Annotated in this window: 16 protein-coding genes and 1 pseudogene; 11 read left to right on the top strand and 6 right to left on the bottom strand. The window is 57.7% G+C overall.

Annotated elements, in window-relative coordinates:
- Positions 1-16 precede the first annotated feature (16 nt).
- The 3 genes from IQ241_RS05945 to IQ241_RS05935 all read left to right on the top strand — a co-directional run bounded on the left by IQ241_RS05945 (position 17) and on the right by IQ241_RS05935 (position 2,007).
- A complete protein-coding gene (locus IQ241_RS05945) occupies positions 17-616 on the top strand; it encodes an inositol monophosphatase family protein (protein WP_228021423.1) in 600 nt (199 codons plus the stop codon).
- 107 nt (positions 617-723) lie between these two features.
- Positions 724-1,407, top strand: a complete 684-nt coding sequence (locus IQ241_RS05940) for a Crp/Fnr family transcriptional regulator (protein ID WP_193905514.1) — start codon at positions 724-726, stop codon at positions 1,405-1,407.
- 114 nt (positions 1,408-1,521) lie between these two features.
- Positions 1,522-2,007 (top strand): tellurite resistance TerB family protein, encoded by a 486-nt coding sequence (locus tag IQ241_RS05935; RefSeq protein ID WP_193905494.1) that lies wholly within the window; start codon positions 1,522-1,524, stop codon positions 2,005-2,007.
- 157 nt (positions 2,008-2,164) lie between these two features.
- On the opposite strand, the gene psb29 is transcribed toward IQ241_RS05935, so the two are convergent.
- On the bottom strand, positions 2,165-2,899 hold the full coding sequence (psb29, locus tag IQ241_RS05930; RefSeq protein WP_193905493.1) for a photosystem II biogenesis protein Psp29: 735 nt from the start codon (positions 2,897-2,899) through the stop codon (positions 2,165-2,167).
- Positions 2,900-3,058: 159 nt separating this feature from the next.
- Here psb29 and IQ241_RS05925 point away from each other — a divergent pair, with 159 nt between their 5' ends.
- Positions 3,059-3,679, top strand: a complete 621-nt coding sequence (locus IQ241_RS05925) for a CpcT/CpeT family chromophore lyase (protein ID WP_193905492.1) — start codon at positions 3,059-3,061, stop codon at positions 3,677-3,679.
- Here IQ241_RS05925 and nblS read toward each other — a convergent pair.
- A complete protein-coding gene (nblS, locus tag IQ241_RS05920) occupies positions 3,676-5,634 on the bottom strand; it encodes a two-component system sensor histidine kinase NblS (RefSeq protein WP_193905491.1) in 1,959 nt (652 codons plus the stop codon). The genes IQ241_RS05925 and nblS overlap by 4 nt on opposite strands.
- Before the next feature lie 70 nt (positions 5,635-5,704).
- Positions 5,705-6,994, bottom strand: coding sequence for a phosphoribosylamine--glycine ligase (gene purD, locus IQ241_RS05915; protein ID WP_193905490.1), 1,290 nt, complete (start codon positions 6,992-6,994; stop codon positions 5,705-5,707).
- Positions 6,995-7,127: 133 nt separating this feature from the next.
- On the opposite strand from purD, the gene IQ241_RS05910 reads away from it, so the two are divergent.
- Together IQ241_RS05910 and IQ241_RS05905 are read left to right on the top strand one after the other, a co-directional pair.
- Positions 7,128-7,331 (top strand): hypothetical protein, encoded by a 204-nt coding sequence (locus tag IQ241_RS05910; RefSeq protein WP_193905489.1) that lies wholly within the window; start codon positions 7,128-7,130, stop codon positions 7,329-7,331.
- A 216-nt stretch (positions 7,332-7,547) separates the two neighbouring features.
- Positions 7,548-8,126, top strand: a complete 579-nt coding sequence (locus IQ241_RS05905) for a DUF3172 domain-containing protein (RefSeq protein WP_228021422.1) — start codon at positions 7,548-7,550, stop codon at positions 8,124-8,126.
- An 8-nt stretch (positions 8,127-8,134) separates the two neighbouring features.
- On the opposite strand, the gene IQ241_RS05900 is transcribed toward IQ241_RS05905, so the two are convergent.
- On the bottom strand, positions 8,135-8,569 hold the full coding sequence (locus IQ241_RS05900; RefSeq protein ID WP_193905488.1) for a hypothetical protein: 435 nt from the start codon (positions 8,567-8,569) through the stop codon (positions 8,135-8,137).
- Between the two features lie 263 nt (positions 8,570-8,832).
- Here IQ241_RS05900 and IQ241_RS05895 point away from each other — a divergent pair, with 263 nt between their 5' ends.
- Positions 8,833-9,417, top strand: coding sequence for a thioredoxin family protein (locus IQ241_RS05895; protein ID WP_193905487.1), 585 nt, complete (start codon positions 8,833-8,835; stop codon positions 9,415-9,417).
- 6 nt (positions 9,418-9,423) lie between these two features.
- Here IQ241_RS05895 and IQ241_RS05890 read toward each other — a convergent pair whose 3' ends face one another.
- Complete coding sequence (locus IQ241_RS05890; protein WP_193905486.1) at positions 9,424-10,428, bottom strand: aldo/keto reductase; 1,005 nt, start codon at positions 10,426-10,428, stop codon at positions 9,424-9,426.
- 283 nt (positions 10,429-10,711) lie between these two features.
- Between IQ241_RS05890 and IQ241_RS05885 the strand changes: the two genes are divergently transcribed.
- Genes IQ241_RS05885 through IQ241_RS05875 form a run of 3 tightly spaced genes read left to right on the top strand, consistent with a single transcriptional unit; the run spans position 10,712 to position 12,891 of the window.
- Positions 10,712-12,037, top strand: a complete 1,326-nt coding sequence (locus tag IQ241_RS05885) for an NAD(P)/FAD-dependent oxidoreductase (protein WP_193905485.1) — start codon at positions 10,712-10,714, stop codon at positions 12,035-12,037.
- A 39-nt stretch (positions 12,038-12,076) separates the two neighbouring features.
- On the top strand, positions 12,077-12,472 hold the full coding sequence (locus tag IQ241_RS05880) for a DoxX family protein (protein ID WP_193905484.1): 396 nt from the start codon (positions 12,077-12,079) through the stop codon (positions 12,470-12,472).
- Positions 12,473-12,483: 11 nt separating this feature from the next.
- Complete coding sequence (locus IQ241_RS05875) at positions 12,484-12,891, top strand: NUDIX hydrolase (protein ID WP_193905483.1); 408 nt, start codon at positions 12,484-12,486, stop codon at positions 12,889-12,891.
- Positions 12,892-12,951: 60 nt separating this feature from the next.
- Here IQ241_RS05875 and IQ241_RS05870 read toward each other — a convergent pair.
- Positions 12,952-13,332: pseudogene (locus IQ241_RS05870) on the bottom strand (ISAzo13-like element transposase-related protein); the annotation flags it as partial.
- Positions 13,333-13,440: 108 nt separating this feature from the next.
- Between IQ241_RS05870 and IQ241_RS05865 the strand changes: the two are divergent.
- Positions 13,441-14,601, top strand: coding sequence for a cysteine desulfurase family protein (locus tag IQ241_RS05865; RefSeq protein ID WP_193905482.1), 1,161 nt, complete (start codon positions 13,441-13,443; stop codon positions 14,599-14,601).
- The last annotated feature ends 100 nt before the right edge of the window (positions 14,602-14,701 follow it).

Genomic DNA, 14,701 nt, shown 5'->3' with positions numbered 1-14,701 from the left:
GGCCAGCCCATTTTCTATGGGCGTTACCCCTCTCAGCTATCTATATCGGCTTCCCTCTTTGGATCAGCGTTCAGATCAGCTTTCTATCGATCGGCTCTCTGTGGATCAAAATGAGCAAATTTGCCGCTTGATTATTGAAGCCGGGCAGCAGGCGCTCCAGCTCGGAAAGGCGGCCTTCGATATCTATGAAAAAGGCCAGAAGGATTTCGTGACATCGGTTGATCGGGCGCTAGACCGCAAGCTCTCCAGCGGCCTGGCCACTCTTTTTCCGACCGACGGCATCGTCACTGAGGAGAATGTCCGGTCTCGGCAGGCATTTCAAGTCAAGCACCGACGGCTGTGGCTAATCGACCCGATCGACGGCACCGATAATTTTATCCGTCGAGGGGGAAGCTATAAGGTCAAACCTTGGGACACGACCGGCCCACTGGCGCTCGCCCTAGCCGCCGGGCTCACCTGCTGCGGTCTAGAAGGCCAGCCGCTGCGCTGGGACGTCGATGCGGTCGATGGGCAGACACTCATCCATCAGCAGACGATCTTAATTGGTTGGTCCCAATACATTGAGCAGCTGCGCCCAAAAGTGCAGGCAGCCGTGCAGGAAACGAATCGGACTTAGAGCGAGCTTAGGCCGGGTGAACTGGGTAGACTGAGGTGAGCCGATGGCAAATCTCAGGTCTACCTCAACAGTCAGGTGCGATGTCCACTAGTACGCTAACCCCTTCTATGCAGCCTGAAGCCTTTAGTCAGCTGTTTCCACTATTTAACGCGGCCAATCCTGAAACCCTGGAGCAGCTGCTGTCTGCCGCTACCCAGTATGACTGCCCTCCGGGCCGCACGGTTTTGATGGAAGACTCCTGGGGCAACGCGGTCTATTTTCTGGCTTCTGGCTGGGTTAAAGTCCGGCGGCAGGTGGGCGATGACTATGTCACGCTGGCCGTGCTGAGCCGGGGCGACTTTTTTGGCGAGATGGCAATTCTTGACGAGTCCCCCCGCTCAACCGACGTGACGGCGCTATCGACGGTTGAGCTGGTCAGCATCCCCGCCCAGCTGTTTATCCAAACGCTGTTCAAAGATTCGCAGCTGCATCACCGGATGCTACAGCTGATGGTGAAGCGGCTGCGCCTGACCAATATTCGCTTTCAGCTGAGTCACAAAGCGTCCGCTATTAAGCTGGCCAATACGCTGCTGGCAATGGCTGAAGCCTATGGAACGCAGGTGGGGAATCAGGTCGAGATTTTCAATATTCCGCCCAGTGACCTGGCCGCCGTCGCTGATGTAAGTAAGCACGACGTTGTCAAGCTGATGGCGAAGCTGGAGCAAAAAGCCTGGATTCGGACTGACCCCGATACCAATGCGCTATTCCTGACCAACCTATCGCCGCTGAAGCAGCTGCTGAAGCAGTCCTAAGCCAGCGATGCATTAGCTTGAATCTTTAGATTTGTGGTGGAGCGTCTTTGATTTGCTGCGGAGTCGTTAAAGTGATGGGGAGCGATCGCAGTTTCTCCAGAGTTAGACGCCGCTATGAATTCGCAACCTTCCCCGCCCGCCATCTCTCCCCGGCAGATGAATCTGCTCCGCGTGGTTTTGTCCATGGCCTGGTCAGACGGCAATCTAGAGCAGGCAGAAGTCGATGTCATGCTCGACCGCTTCAGCCGTCTGTTTGCTAAAACGCCGGAACGGCAGACGTTTTTGCGAGAAGAGCTGCAAAGCTACCTGATCCAAAACGTGCCGCTGGAGGAATCGGTTCCGCATCTCACCGCGCCTGCCGAAAAGGAACTTGTCCTGCGCCTGGGCTACGAGGTGATCAGCGCTAGCGCCCGCACGCCCGACGAAGCCAAAATTAATCAGGACGAAAGCCAGGCTTATCAAAAGCTGCTCGACCTGCTCGACCTGCCGGAAGACGTAGTGCAGCGAGTTGAGCAGGAAGCCGAGGTCTCGCTGAGCCAGGGCAATAAAAACGTAGTCGATTTGCTCATTTACCAGCTCCGCGACTTCTGGTCCTCCTGACTTTTCGCTTGGTTAGAAAATCCTAAAAGGAAAGATCCCAACTTCTATTAGAGATATCCTAGATTTGAAGTCATCTTCGCAATTCTAGCTTGCGCGCAGTTGAACAACCTCTGTTGTCCTGATTGAAAGGGCAGTTAGCGGTCAGTCATGAATAAGGTTATACCGTTTCTGGCTTGCTTTCCGGGTCTTCGGACGTATCGCCAGGCTGCTCCGTTACCGCTTCTTTGCCTTTAGCTCGCTCTTCCCGCTTTTTCCGACCGGCTTCGAGAATATCTTTCATCACAGCGGCAGCTTGGGACATTTTGTCTAGATTGCTGCGGTAGAGATCCAGATCTTTAACAAATTGCTCGGGCCCTAACCCTAAAGCTTCAGCAACCTCTTGCAGGAGCGCATCCCGCTGGGCTTTGTCTTTCAACGCTTCGGCATCAGCCGACTCAATCAGGGTATAGAGGCCGATGGCGAACAGGCGGCTGTACTTAAACTTGGGATTGTTGGCAACCTTGTGTAGCGTATCCTGTAGTAGGGAGCCACCCTGTTCTTTGGCCGCCGCGAACTGAGCCTTGAGGTCGGCTAGGCTGAGCCCAGCCACCGATGACTGTAGCGCTTCGGCATCCTGACGGTATTGCTCAGGGCTGTCACCCACTGACTGGACCAGAGCCGTGAAGATAGACTGCCGCCCCGATTCTGGCGTATAGCCTTGAGTAAAGCGCTCAAAGGTGGTGACGACGCCCAGCGCGTAGATCGGATCGTAGGCGAAATCTACATTGACCGAGAGCAGATGCATTTCTACCATCAGCTCTTCAACCACTCGCTGATAGAGCGAGCTGATGGGGCGATTGTGCTGAGCGTAAAAAGCTCGCTTTGTATCTGAAACCGTGCGGACGTTATTCACAGTGAGCGCTCATAGTACTTTTGCTTCTATTCTCACCCGTTGGAGGCGGTTTGCCAAGGCTCCGATCCGGCCGAACCCTACCCGGCTGTGATCGCTGCTGAGGTATGATTCAAGAGTTTCTATCTTATCCTAGCTGACCATCTAGCTGAATGATTTAGCGTGGCCTCACCCTTCCAGCAGTTAGCATCTGCCCTCGCCGGCGAATTTGAAAACCAGGCCCAGGTTGCGGCCGATCCTGCCTGGTACGTCCATCTGCGGCTGTGGCAAAGGCCGATTTTAGCCTTGTCTGCCCCATCCGAAAACAGTGTGATGCTGTTTTTAGAGCAGGTCAACCTGGCCAGCGAAACGCCCTACCGGCAGCGGCTGCTCCAGCTGAAGCAATCTGATTGCCAGCTGCGGGCTGAGTACTATGCGCTGAGGCAACCCCATCAGTTTCAAGGTGCGGGTCAGCAGCCTGCTTTGCTAGCAAACCTTACAGAGAATGACTGTATTCACCTACCCGATTGCGAGTTGGGCATCGAGCTGCGTTCAGAGATTGGTAGCCCCGCCTTCAAAGCCACCTTGCCCGAGGGTCAGCTCTGCGCCTTTGAGGTCAATGGACAGCGTAAGTATGTCTACCTGGGCTTCGAGGTGAACGCTACTGACCCTAACGGCCCGACTGAGCTACTAATCTTCGACAAGGGGATTGACCCTGAGACTAAAAAGGCCCTGTGGGGAGCCCTGATGGGACCCTATCGGCTCGTTAAGCAGCAAGACTACAGCTCAGACTGGGGCTTTTAGCTGGAGCCGGAGAGCGTAGTTTGAGGGTCGGCAGTCTGGTGCGGGGTGGGGGAGGCTGCGACGCTCGCTGCCGACTCGTAGACGGCTAGATCAAACCAGAAGGTGGTGCCCACCCCGACTTCGCTGACCAGGTTGACCAGACTGCTGTGCTTATCCATAATATTTTTGACAATCGACAGTCCTAGCCCGGTTCCTTCCAGCGTGTGTACCCGATTTTCCACCCGAAAGAACCGCTCAAAAATCGCCTTCTGGTCTTTGTTGGCAATGCCAATCCCGGTGTCGCCCACCTCAATGCGCACGGACTCGGCGCTGGGATGGTGCTGCAAAGCCGGTGAGCGATAGGCCCGGATGACGACTCGCCCACCGGCAGTCGTAAACTTCAGGGCATTGCCTACCAGGTTGCCAAAGACCTGGAGCAGCAGATCATAGTTGCCCAGTATCGGCGGCAGGTCGGGCTCGACGTCCTGCTCTAGCTCAATCTTTTTGTCGCGGGCGTTGAGCTGATAGGTGCGCAAGACCTGCTCAATCGGCTGATGCACCTCCACCGGCGAGAACTGATAGCGTCGGCTCGACTCCAGCCGCGATAGGTCTAGCACATCGTTGACCAGTCGGCTGAGCCGGTCGGTTTCGTGATTAGCCGTTTCCAAAAATTCCTGCCGCTCCACGTCGGACAGATCTTCGCCGTACTCATGCAGCGTTTCAATAAAGGACTTGATGTTGAATAAGGGAGTGCGCAGTTCGTGGGAAACGTTGCTGATGAACTGGCTCTTGGCCTCGTTCAGGGCAACCTCGCGGGTGATATCCTGGACCGTAATCGCAATGCCTTTGACATTCTCGCGGGACTGGTCGAGCACCGTGTTCAGCAATATCCGAATGGTCCGGTTAGCGGGCTCCATCAGCGAAATCCGAAACTCCATGCCTTCGGAAGAGTCGCCCGCAGCGGCCTGGTAGAGGGGGCGGGTCATCTGAATACGGACTTCGGGCGGCAGATGCTGCAGAATGCTGCCCTCTAGCTGGGTCTCCCAGCCAAAAATGCGACAGGCGGCGGTATTTGCGAGGACAATGTCCATGTTGGCATCGAGTAAAATCGCCCCGTCGGCAATGGTCGAAACCAGACTTTCGAGCTTTGCCTTTTCAGCGGTGAGCTCCTCGATATTCTGCTCCTCATAACGCTCCAGTCTCTCGGCCATATCGTTGAAGCTGTAAATCAGCTCGCCAATTTCGCCGCCGATGGGCAGATTAATCCGCTGTTTAAAATTGCCCGCAGCAATATTTTGTACCCCTCCAAGCAGCTCTTTAATCGGCTGGGTAATGATCAGCGCGTTGAACACGGCTCCCAGGATCACCATCACCCAAATCGAGACAAAGACGGCAATGGTGACGTCGCGGGTGAGGTTGGAAGAGGCGACGACGGTGGGATTGGGGGTGATGCCGAGGGCCAGTACGCCCAGATAGCGATTGTCCGCCCTCAGGGGCACAAAAATGTCGGTCACTTCGCCGGCTGGCGTTAGGTGCTGGCGCACCGTAGGGAGTTCGGCCTGCTTAGCATAGCCCGGCGGCAGCTGCATCCGCCGCCGCAGGGTGAGGGAATTTTGGACCGCCGCTTCGGAATAGGGAATGCCGAAGAAAATGTTGCCGTCTTCGTCGGCATAGAGCATGTACTGGACGCTAGAAGTGCTTTGGAAAAAACTATAGGTGAAGCGAGCCAGCTCGGTGCGATCGCCCTTTTCTACCATCGGGGCCACATTCGCCGCCAGCAGCAGGCCCAGGTCGCGGCCAAAGCGAGTATCGTTGACCCGTGCGTCTTGCTGAATGGTGTTGACGGCCCAGAAGGTGAGGCCGCTCATCACCAGTGACACGATCAGCGTTGCCCCGGCCATCAGCCGAGTCTGTAGCGTGAAGTCGCCCCACCAGCGAAGCATCAATTTTTTGATCTGCCTCAGGAGTTGCATCATAGGCGCGTCAAGGCTCGCCAGCTGCTACCGCTTTCATTCTCTATTGTTGCACGGAATTTCGTTGGGCAGGTCAGAGCTGACGGGCCCTGCCCTGCACTCGATAGCCGATGTCACGACGGTAGTAGCTGTGATCAAAGTGGATTTTATCCATCGCGGCGTAGGTTTGAGTGAGGGCCTGGTCTAGGGTTGAGGCCATGCCCGTAACGCCTAATACCCGACCGCCGGTGCTTCTCAGCTGGTTGCCCTGCCAGCGGGTGCCGGCATGAAAGACCCAGACGCCATCGCCTTCAGCTGCTTCAGTGCCCGAAATCTGCATATTTTTAGGATAGCGCTCTGGGTAGCCGGCAGCCGCCATGACCACGCAGACTGATGCCCCGGGCTGCCATTCGAGCGGCGGCAGATCCGTCAGCCGCTGCTCGCAGCAGGCTAGGATAATGTCCGCTAGCGGCGTCTCCAGCAGCGGCAGCAGCGCCTGGGTTTCAGGATCGCCAAAGCGGCAGTTGAACTCAATCACCTTGGGGTCGCCGGCAGGTGTAATCATCAGCCCGGCATAGAGAACGCCGCAGTAGTCAATGCCGCGCGATCGCAGCTGAGCCACCGCCGGCTCTAGCACCTCGGCACAAATCCGCTCCATCAGGGTTGGCGGCACGACTGGCGTCGGCGCATAGGCCCCCATGCCGCCCGTATTGGGGCCGGTGTCGCCTTCTTCTAAGGGCTTGTGGTCCTGCGCGGGCAGCAGCGGCCGCACGGTGATTCCATCAGTTACGGCTAGAACAGAGGCCTCCTGCCCGGTCAGGCACTCCTCAATCAAAATCTGCTGACCTGCTGCGCCAAACTGGCCCTGAAAGGCCGCCTCAACCGCCTGTCTGGCCATCTCTAGGCTGGTCGCGACGGTGACACCCTTACCCGCCGCTAGGCCGTCTGCCTTGATCACAATTGGCGCGGTTTGCTGCTCCAGGTAGGCTAGCGCCGCTGCCGCGTCGGTAAAGGTAGCTGACGCAGCGGTGGGGATACCGGCCTGCTGCATCAGGTCTTTGGCCCAGACTTTGCTGGCTTCAATCTGGGCACCGGCCTGGGATGGACCGAATACTTTTAAGTCCTGCGATCGCAGATGGTCGGCCATGCCCTCGGCCAGCGGCTGCTCTGGCCCGATCACCACCAGCGGCACATTGTGCACTAGGGCAAATCGGGCAATTCCCTCAGCGTCAGTTGCCGCTAAAGGCAGATTGCGACAGCCGGGCAGCCGGGCCGTACCGCCGTTGCCGGGAACGCAGATGACTTCCCGAACGCTAGGCGACTGGAGCAGCTTCCAGGCTAAGGCGTGCTCTCTGCCTCCGCTGCCGACGACAATAAATCTCACGGCTGACCCCCCTGATAGTTGAATGAGTTCAATAGCGGCAATTATCTTCCCACATTAAGCTTCGTTGCAAAGCTTGAAAACGGCTTAGCAGACTGTGATAACTTCGTAACCGAAGATTGAGGAGAGTAATCTGGTGTTACGTTCTGAGTCCACACCCGCGCCGTCCGCTACCGCTCGCGAAGATTTTAGCGAATACGTGGCCCATCTTCAGCTCCATATGGCGCTCCAAGCCCGCAATCTGGTTCCCCCCCTACAAAACCAGGGCGACCCTCGCCAGGCCCTGCTCCACCAGACCCAAGCCGATATTGAAAAGCTGGTTTCCCGGCAGGCATTCTAAACCAGCGTTATCAATGGCATAAAACTTGGTCATAAAACTTGCCCCTGTGATCGAAGGGTTTGGGCCCGATTGGCCCTAGGGGCATTTGTTTGGTCTGGAATGATCTAAAATCTAACCCTATTCCATACACAGAACCCCCAGATCAGAGGCATACTATACAGGTAATGTCTCAGTTTTAAGCTGCCGACCGATTATGGGTTCGGCTAGGAAGCGGCTATGAAACGCAAAAGACCCCTACCTCCCCCCCGCAATCCAGATGGCTATCGCAGTGCTCCAAACGGCGGTATGAACGGCGGCATGAACAACGGCGGCATGAACAACGGCGGCATGAACGGCGGCATGAACGGCGGTAGCCCCAGCGGCGTGCTCGGCGGCATGAACTGGGCCGTCGTCGCGGGTATTTTTGTCCTCGGGATCGTGCTTGGGGTGGTGGTTGCCTATAATTCCAACTTCAGCGGCGACCAGTCGGTGGCGACCGAAGCCCAGATTGATAGCCTGGCGCCTAATCCAGAGCTCTGTGCCCAGTATGGGGCTAGCGCGATCGTGACGGATACCAGGGTGTTTGTCACGCTGAATCCCAGACGAGTCTTTGTCTCCCAGCCCCAAAGCTCACCGGGCTGCGTCATGCGCACGTCGAACTGGTCAGTGCTGGAGCAAAAGGATGTGCTGAATTCCGAAGAGATGCGCTCCTGCCGCAATCGGATGAATACTTTTGGCTTTACCGGCGACCTCAACACGCCGAAGGCAGCCAAGGTGGACTGCATCTACCAAAACGACGGCGGTGGCCGCTTCTAAGACCGGTTCTAACGGGGCAGCGGCTGACCAAAGGGTATTGGGTCGGGCCAGCGGCTGGTTAGGCTCGGCGCGGGCGGCGTGATCAGTGGATTGGTAGATGGGTCAAGCGGTTCACTGCCAGCGGTGGCTGGCTCGGGTGCTGGACTAGCGGTAGGAGGTGGAGGTGGCGCATCGGCGGTCTCAGCAGGCTCGGGCGCTGGAGACGCTTCCTGTACTTCCAGCGGCGGTACCGTCACGCGGGTGGTAGGAACCGATTCGGTGAGCGGATCGAGCGGCGCAGCGGGGGCAGTCGGGAGATGAGCTGGCGGACCCTGGAGGTCGGTTGCAGATTGGCTCAGCTCCTGGGCGCTAGTCGGGACGGCCCAGATGCAGATAGTTGCAGCTATCAGGCCGCTCACCAGGCCATGGAACAGACCTTCACTCTGGCAATATCGGGCGCTCATTGCCAACCCCTCGCTCCCCTCTCAGCTACAAGATACGCCAATTTCGCGAAATTTATTGCTTGCTTTAAATCGATTAGCCCGTTATTTGCTGCCGCTATTCGTCATCATAGAGGTAAGCTGTTCCCGCGTGAGGAGACTCTGACCCGATGGAAATGCACGAACTGGTAACGCTAATTTTGCTGCTCAGCCCCGGCCTGCTGCTGTCAATTCTGGTGATGGCGGGCTTTGCCGCAGGCGGATAGTACATATTGGAGGATATTCCCATGGTGATGACCGAATCGACCATGCTGCCGCTGGGTACGGTAGCGCCAGACTTTCAGCTGACCGATGTGGTCACGGGCGACTCGGTTTCGCCCGCCCAGTTTGCCGATAAAAAAGGGCTGCTGGTGATGTTTATCTGCCAGCACTGTCCCTTCGTCAAGCATGTCGAGCAGCAGCTGGGCCAGATTGGGCGAGACTATGAGCCTCTGGGCTTGGGCATTGTGGCGATTAGCGCCAACAGCGTTGAAACTCACCCCCAGGACGGCCCTGAGCAGCTGCGTGAGCAGGCGACTCGGCTGGGCTTTAACTTTCCCTACTGCTACGACGAGACCCAGGCCGTCGCCAAGACCTACACCGCGGCCTGCACGCCGGATTTCTTTCTCTTCGACGCCAATCAGAAGCTGGTCTATCGCGGTCAGCTCGACGCCAGCCGACCGGGAAATGACAAGCCGGTAGACGGGGCTGACCTGCGCCAGGCGCTGGACGCGGTGATTGCGATGCAGCCGGTCGCTGAAGCCCAAAAGCCCAGCATTGGCTGCAATATCAAATGGCATCCCGGCCAGGAACCCGCCTACTTCGGGGCCTAGGGGCGCTTAAGCCGTTGCCGTCTGGGGGTCGCGCTCGGGCGGAGCCATGAACTCTGGCCCCACCGGGTCTTTCACGGTCTCCGCCAGAATTCGATCGATTTCGGCTCGGTCAGACTGGCTCAGCGACCAGCCCGCCACTGCTTCGGCGGCATCCAGCTGGTCGGGGCGACGGGCTCCCCAAAGGGCGACAGAGACACCCCGATCCAGCAGCCAGCGGGCCGCCAGATGGATGACGCGCTTGCCAAAATTCTCCTGAGCAAACTGGTCGAGCCGTTCCACCGCGGCTAGGTACTGCTCATAGCGCGGCGGCTGAAATTTAGGGTCGCTGTTGCGCAGATCGTCGCCGTTGAAATTGCGCTCTTGGCTCATTTTGCCGCTCAGTAGGCCCCGACAGAGCGCTCCGTAGGTGACCAGGGCAATCCCCTGCTCTAAGCAATAGGGTCGAATGTCATCGTCGATAGCGCGCTCAAATAAATTGTAGGGCGGCTGAGCCGAGTGCAGGGGGGCCGCCTGACGAAAGGCATCCATCTGTTCCGGGCTGTAGTTGCTGACGCCGATGGCGCGAATCGTTCCGGCCTCGTAGAGTTCGTTCAGGACCTCAGCCGTTTCTGCAAAGGGCACCAGCGGGTCGGGCCAGTGCACCTGGTAAAGGTCGATATAGTCGGTTTGCAGGCGCTTCAGGGAATCCTGAATTTCTGTTTGAATGCGATCGCGCCTAGAATTGCGCACCACTTTACCATCCTCATTCCAGTCCAGGGCCACCTTCGTCGCCAGCACCACCCGATCCCGCTGGCCGTACTGGGCTAGCGCCTTGCCGACAATCTCCTCAGAGCGGCCAAAGCCGTAGACCGGCGCGGTATCGATAAAATTAATCCCCCGGTCGAGGGCGGATAGGATGGTGTCGATCGAGCGCTGCTCATCGGTGCCGCCCCACATCCAGCCGCCGATGGCCCAGGTACCCAGACCGATTTGAGAGGCGTGCTGAAGGGGACCGATAGAGGTATATTCCATAATTTTGGTGAGGGCTAAGGGGGATCCGGTTTCGCTGGCGAGGCTGACCCAGAAGCTCAGCCAGCGCTCAGATTATGCTCAGGACTGGCTCAGGCAGCAAACTAAAGTACAGGTTATTCTAAGATTGCGAGGAATACATCTCTCTAGGGTTGAAAACTCCGGGGGTTGAAAACTCCGGGGGTTGAAAACTCCGGGGGTTAAAGTCTCGGGGGGTCTATCAGTCCTTCATAACCAATCAACTGCTCCATTCTGTCCACAGCTAGACCCTCAGCAAAGTCCTTTTATGAACGCTGCTCTCCGCGATCGCCCCCGCGTCGTGATCATCGGGGCTGGCTTTGCCGGTGTCCGCACCGCGCAGAAGCTCGCCCACGCGGCGGCTGAGGTGGTCCTGGTCGATTGTCGCAACTACCACACGTTTGTGCCGCTGCTGTACCAGGTGGCAACGGGCTTCATCGAGCCCAGCCAGATTGCCTATCCGCTGCGCAAGCTGATGCGGCAGCTGCCGAGCGCTCGCTTCATCCTGGCGGAAGTGCGTCGAGTGGATTTTGCCGCTCGCCGAGTTGAAACCAGCGGCCCGCCGATTGACTACGACTATCTGGTGATTGCCACCGGTAGCCAGACCAAATTTTTAGGCGTGCCGGGAGCCCCTGACCATACGCTGCCGATGCGGACGTTGGAAGACGCGATCGCGCTGCGCAACCACATTCTCCACTGCTTTGAGCGAGCCGCCAGTACGACCGACTGGCAGCTGCGAGCCCAGCTGATCACCTTCGTCATCGTCGGCGGTGGCCCCACCGGGGTAGAGCTGGCCGGGGCGCTCCAGGAGCTGATTCGGGAATCGCTGCGAAAGGACTTTCCCAGCCTGGATATGACCCAGGCCCGGGTCATCCTAGTCCAGTCGGGCGATCGGCTGCTGGCCAACCTGCCGCCGCATTTGGGGAAATATACCAGCCGTCAGCTGCGCCGACGGGGTGTCAAAGTGCAGCTACAGACTAAAGTCAAAGCCGTTTCAGCGCGCAGCGCTACCCTGGCGGATGAAACGGTATTGCCCACATCGACCGTAATCTGGACGGCGGGAGTCGTGGCCAACATTCCGCCCACAGACCGCGATCTGCCCGCAGCCAAGCAAAACAAGATCGTGGTAGGGCCTGCGCTCCAGCTGGCTGACCATCCCCGGGTCTACGTGATTGGCGATGGGGCCTATGTCGAGGATTCCGGAGAGCCGCTGGTGGGCGTAGCACCGGAAGCCCTTCAGCAAGGTAGCGCCGTTGCCGCAAACATTAAGCGTCAGCTCCGGGGACTTGATCCGGTGCCGTTCAGCTACTTCAACAAGGGCCGCGCCGCGATTATTGCTCGTAATGCTGGGGTCGCTCATCTCTTTGGTAAGCTAGCGATGTCGGGCTTTGGGGCCTGGCTGCTGTGGCTGGGTATTCATCTTTACTATCTGCCGGGCCTTTCCAATCGCTGGAATGTGCTGGCGAGCTGGCTGAAAGACTATATTATTCGCGATCGCGCAGTGCGCCAAATTATTGCGGTTCCTAGCCGCCTCCCTCAGGTTTTGCCTGAGGAGACCCAGCCAGAGATGCCCGACCTGAGTCAAAAATCCTAGCTGTTAGTTCTCACAATCCCTTGTCCTCTTGGAGGTTTTATGCAATACATTCCACTCGCAGCCCGCATCTTTCTCTCCATTCTCTTTCTCAAGACCAGCATTGGCCATCTGATCGACTTTCCTGGCTTTCAACAGGACATCGCCGATGCCGGTCTACCGCTGGCCCCGCTGCTCGCCGTTGGCACTATCGTCTTTCAACTTCTGGGCGGCCTATCGCTGCTAATCGGGTTCAAAACGCGGATTGGTGCAACGCTGCTAATCCTCTTCCTCATTCCCGCCAGCATTTTCTTTCACAATCCGTTCGACCCCAGCCAGCTCACTAATTTCCTCAAGAATCTTGCCCTCATTGGCGGTCTGCTGATGGTGATCTATGCTGGAGCCGGTGCCCTGAGCGTAGACGGCCCGACTTCCCCAGCCAGCTCTCGCAGCTACTGATTCTCGAGCCTATGCCAAATCAGCTGCGCGTCATTGCCTATGCGGTCGTACAGGAACAGCGCCTGCTGTTGGTGAGAAAGCGGCAGACGACCAAATTCATGTTCCCCGGCGGCAAATACGAGCTGGGGGAGAGCGATCTAGACTGTTTACAGCGCGAGGTCAAAGAAGAACTGGGCTGTCGGATCGATCTCTCTCAGGTCAGTTTTTTAGGCGAATTTGTCACAGCGGCTGCGAATGAGCCCGACAGTCAAATTGTAGCTCGGGTCTACACCGGCCCGCTGTTGGGCGAACCCGTTCCCACGAATGAAATTGAAGAACTGTTCTGGCTCAGTCGAGATGCGGCAGAGTCACCCAGCCGCATCGCTCCGCTGGTGACAGAATGCGTTATCCCTGCATTAACTCGGCTGAATCAGCTCTAGGCCGCTGGGTCTAATAAAACTAGAATACAGAATTGAGCTTAGAAGTCGTTCGGAAATAAGTTACCTAACTACTAATTGTTCATGAGGTTGAATCTCGTAGTTCCAGTCACTATGAAATGAATTACGTTTTAGCCTGAGGCTACCGATTGCTTCGGCGGTAACTTTTCGTCCTTTCTGATAAATGTTGCCGTCGAGCCAGCAGTGAACTTCAAGGCCTTCGTTGGTTCGAGTTGAGCTGACTAGATTGACGACGACCTGATGGGTTTCTAAAGGAACGCCTCGCCAGTTGCGGGTAATATGACAGAACAAACGGTGCTCAATCTTATTCCATTTGCTCGTGCCAGGTGGATAGTGGCACACTTCTATTTTCATCTCTGTTTCGTCTGCGAGTCGTTGCAATTCGAGCTTCCATAATCGACTTCGATGTCCGTTGCTGCCGCCACTATATCTATGCCCACTATATCTATGCCCACTATATCTATGCTAGGACTGGGGGAACCGGGCTGATCAAGCGATATCCTGGTAACAGGTGTCCGGTTTCTAGGTTTCATGCAGATTTATTTGGACTACAGCGCGACTACGCCGCCTCGGCCCGAGGTGATTGCGCTGATGCAGGCGACTCTGCAAGCGGAGTGGGGCAACCCCTCTAGCCTGCATCAGTGGGGCAACCGGGCGGCCACCGTGCTGGAGCGATCTCGCCTCCAAATCGCAGCCTTACTCAACGCCTCCCCAGACAGCCTAGTCTTCACGGCGGGCGGCACTGAAGCGGACAATCTGGCCATTCTCGGCGTGGCCCAGTCCTACCGGCAGCCGCAGCACTTAATTATTTCTAGCGTCGAGCATTCCGCGATCGCGGTTCCCGCCAGCCAGCTCGAAGCCCGCGGCTGGCAGGTCTCCCGACTGCCGGTGAGCCGCACCGGGCAGGTGGGTCCGGCTGACTTAAAGCAGGCGCTGCGGGACAATACCACCCTGGTCTCGATTATCTACGGCCAGAGCGAAGTGGGGACGCTACAGCCGATCGCCGAACTGGGCGCGATCGCCCAGGCCCACGGCGCCCTCTTCCACACTGACGCGGTGCAGGTAGCGGGCCGCCTGCCGATCGACGTGCAGCAGCTGCCGGTAGATCTGCTGTCGGTCTCCAGCCACAAAATCTACGGGCCGCAGGGCGCTGGAGCGCTCTATATCAAACCCGGCGTGAGCCTGACGCCGCTGCTGGGCGGTGGCGGTCAGGAGTTTGGCCTGCGCTCGGGTACCCAGGCGCTGCCTAACATTGCAGGCTTTGGCCTGGCGGCGGAGCTAGCGGCCCAGGAGATGCCCGCAGAAACCCTGCGGCTGATGCACCTACGCAATCGCCTTTTCTCTCTGCTGGCCGATGTGCCCGAACTGGCGGTCACCGGTGACCGCCGCGAGCGGCTGCCCCACCACGTCAGCTTTTGCCTGCCCCATACCGAAGGTCTCAGCGGCAAAACCCTGGTGCGCCAGATGAACCTGGCTGGGATTGGCATCAGCGCCGGCTCAGCCTGCCACAGCGGTAAGCTCAGCCCCAGCCCGGTATTGCAGGCGATGGGATACCGCGATCGCGCTGCCCTGACCGGCATCCGCCTCACCCTGGGCCGCCGCACCACCGCCGCCGATATTGACTGGACAGCGATGGTTCTGAAGCAGGTGTTGGCCCGCAGCCTCCCGGCCAAATTCGTCGCGCCGGTATAGCCGTTGACCAAAGATTTGGATTCATTGCAAGCACAGGAGCGGCAGGTCAGAATCCATTAAACTGAAAAGCACCGCTGCACAGCAGATTATTGATTATTCC

Origin of the sequence: Vasconcelosia minhoensis LEGE 07310, from assembly GCF_015207255.1 — a bacterium.
Classification (GTDB): domain Bacteria; phylum Cyanobacteriota; class Cyanobacteriia; order Phormidesmidales; family Phormidesmidaceae; genus Vasconcelosia; species Vasconcelosia minhoensis.
The sequence above is the reverse complement of the archived record's forward strand: the minus strand, read 5'-3'. Positions and strand labels throughout refer to the sequence as shown.

Bases quoted from the DNA above. Each gene is read 5' to 3' on its own strand.
- IQ241_RS05945 (WP_228021423.1), top strand. From the start codon at position 17: ATGGGCGTTACCCCTCTCAGCTATCTATATCGGCTTCCCTCTTTGGAT.
- IQ241_RS05940 (WP_193905514.1), top strand. From the start codon at position 724: ATGCAGCCTGAAGCCTTTAGTCAGCTGTTTCCACTATTTAACGCGGCC.
- IQ241_RS05935 (WP_193905494.1), top strand. From the start codon at position 1,522: ATGAATTCGCAACCTTCCCCGCCCGCCATCTCTCCCCGGCAGATGAAT.
- nblS (WP_193905491.1), bottom strand. From the start codon at position 5,634: ATGATGCAACTCCTGAGGCAGATCAAAAAATTGATGCTTCGCTGGTGG.
- IQ241_RS05905 (WP_228021422.1), top strand. From the start codon at position 7,548: ATGAAACGCAAAAGACCCCTACCTCCCCCCCGCAATCCAGATGGCTAT.
- IQ241_RS05900 (WP_193905488.1), bottom strand. From the start codon at position 8,569: ATGAGCGCCCGATATTGCCAGAGTGAAGGTCTGTTCCATGGCCTGGTG.
- IQ241_RS05895 (WP_193905487.1), top strand. From the start codon at position 8,833: ATGGTGATGACCGAATCGACCATGCTGCCGCTGGGTACGGTAGCGCCA.
- IQ241_RS05890 (WP_193905486.1), bottom strand. From the start codon at position 10,428: ATGGAATATACCTCTATCGGTCCCCTTCAGCACGCCTCTCAAATCGGT.
- IQ241_RS05885 (WP_193905485.1), top strand. From the start codon at position 10,712: ATGAACGCTGCTCTCCGCGATCGCCCCCGCGTCGTGATCATCGGGGCT.
- IQ241_RS05880 (WP_193905484.1), top strand. From the start codon at position 12,077: ATGCAATACATTCCACTCGCAGCCCGCATCTTTCTCTCCATTCTCTTT.
- IQ241_RS05875 (WP_193905483.1), top strand. From the start codon at position 12,484: ATGCCAAATCAGCTGCGCGTCATTGCCTATGCGGTCGTACAGGAACAG.
- IQ241_RS05865 (WP_193905482.1), top strand. From the start codon at position 13,441: ATGCAGATTTATTTGGACTACAGCGCGACTACGCCGCCTCGGCCCGAG.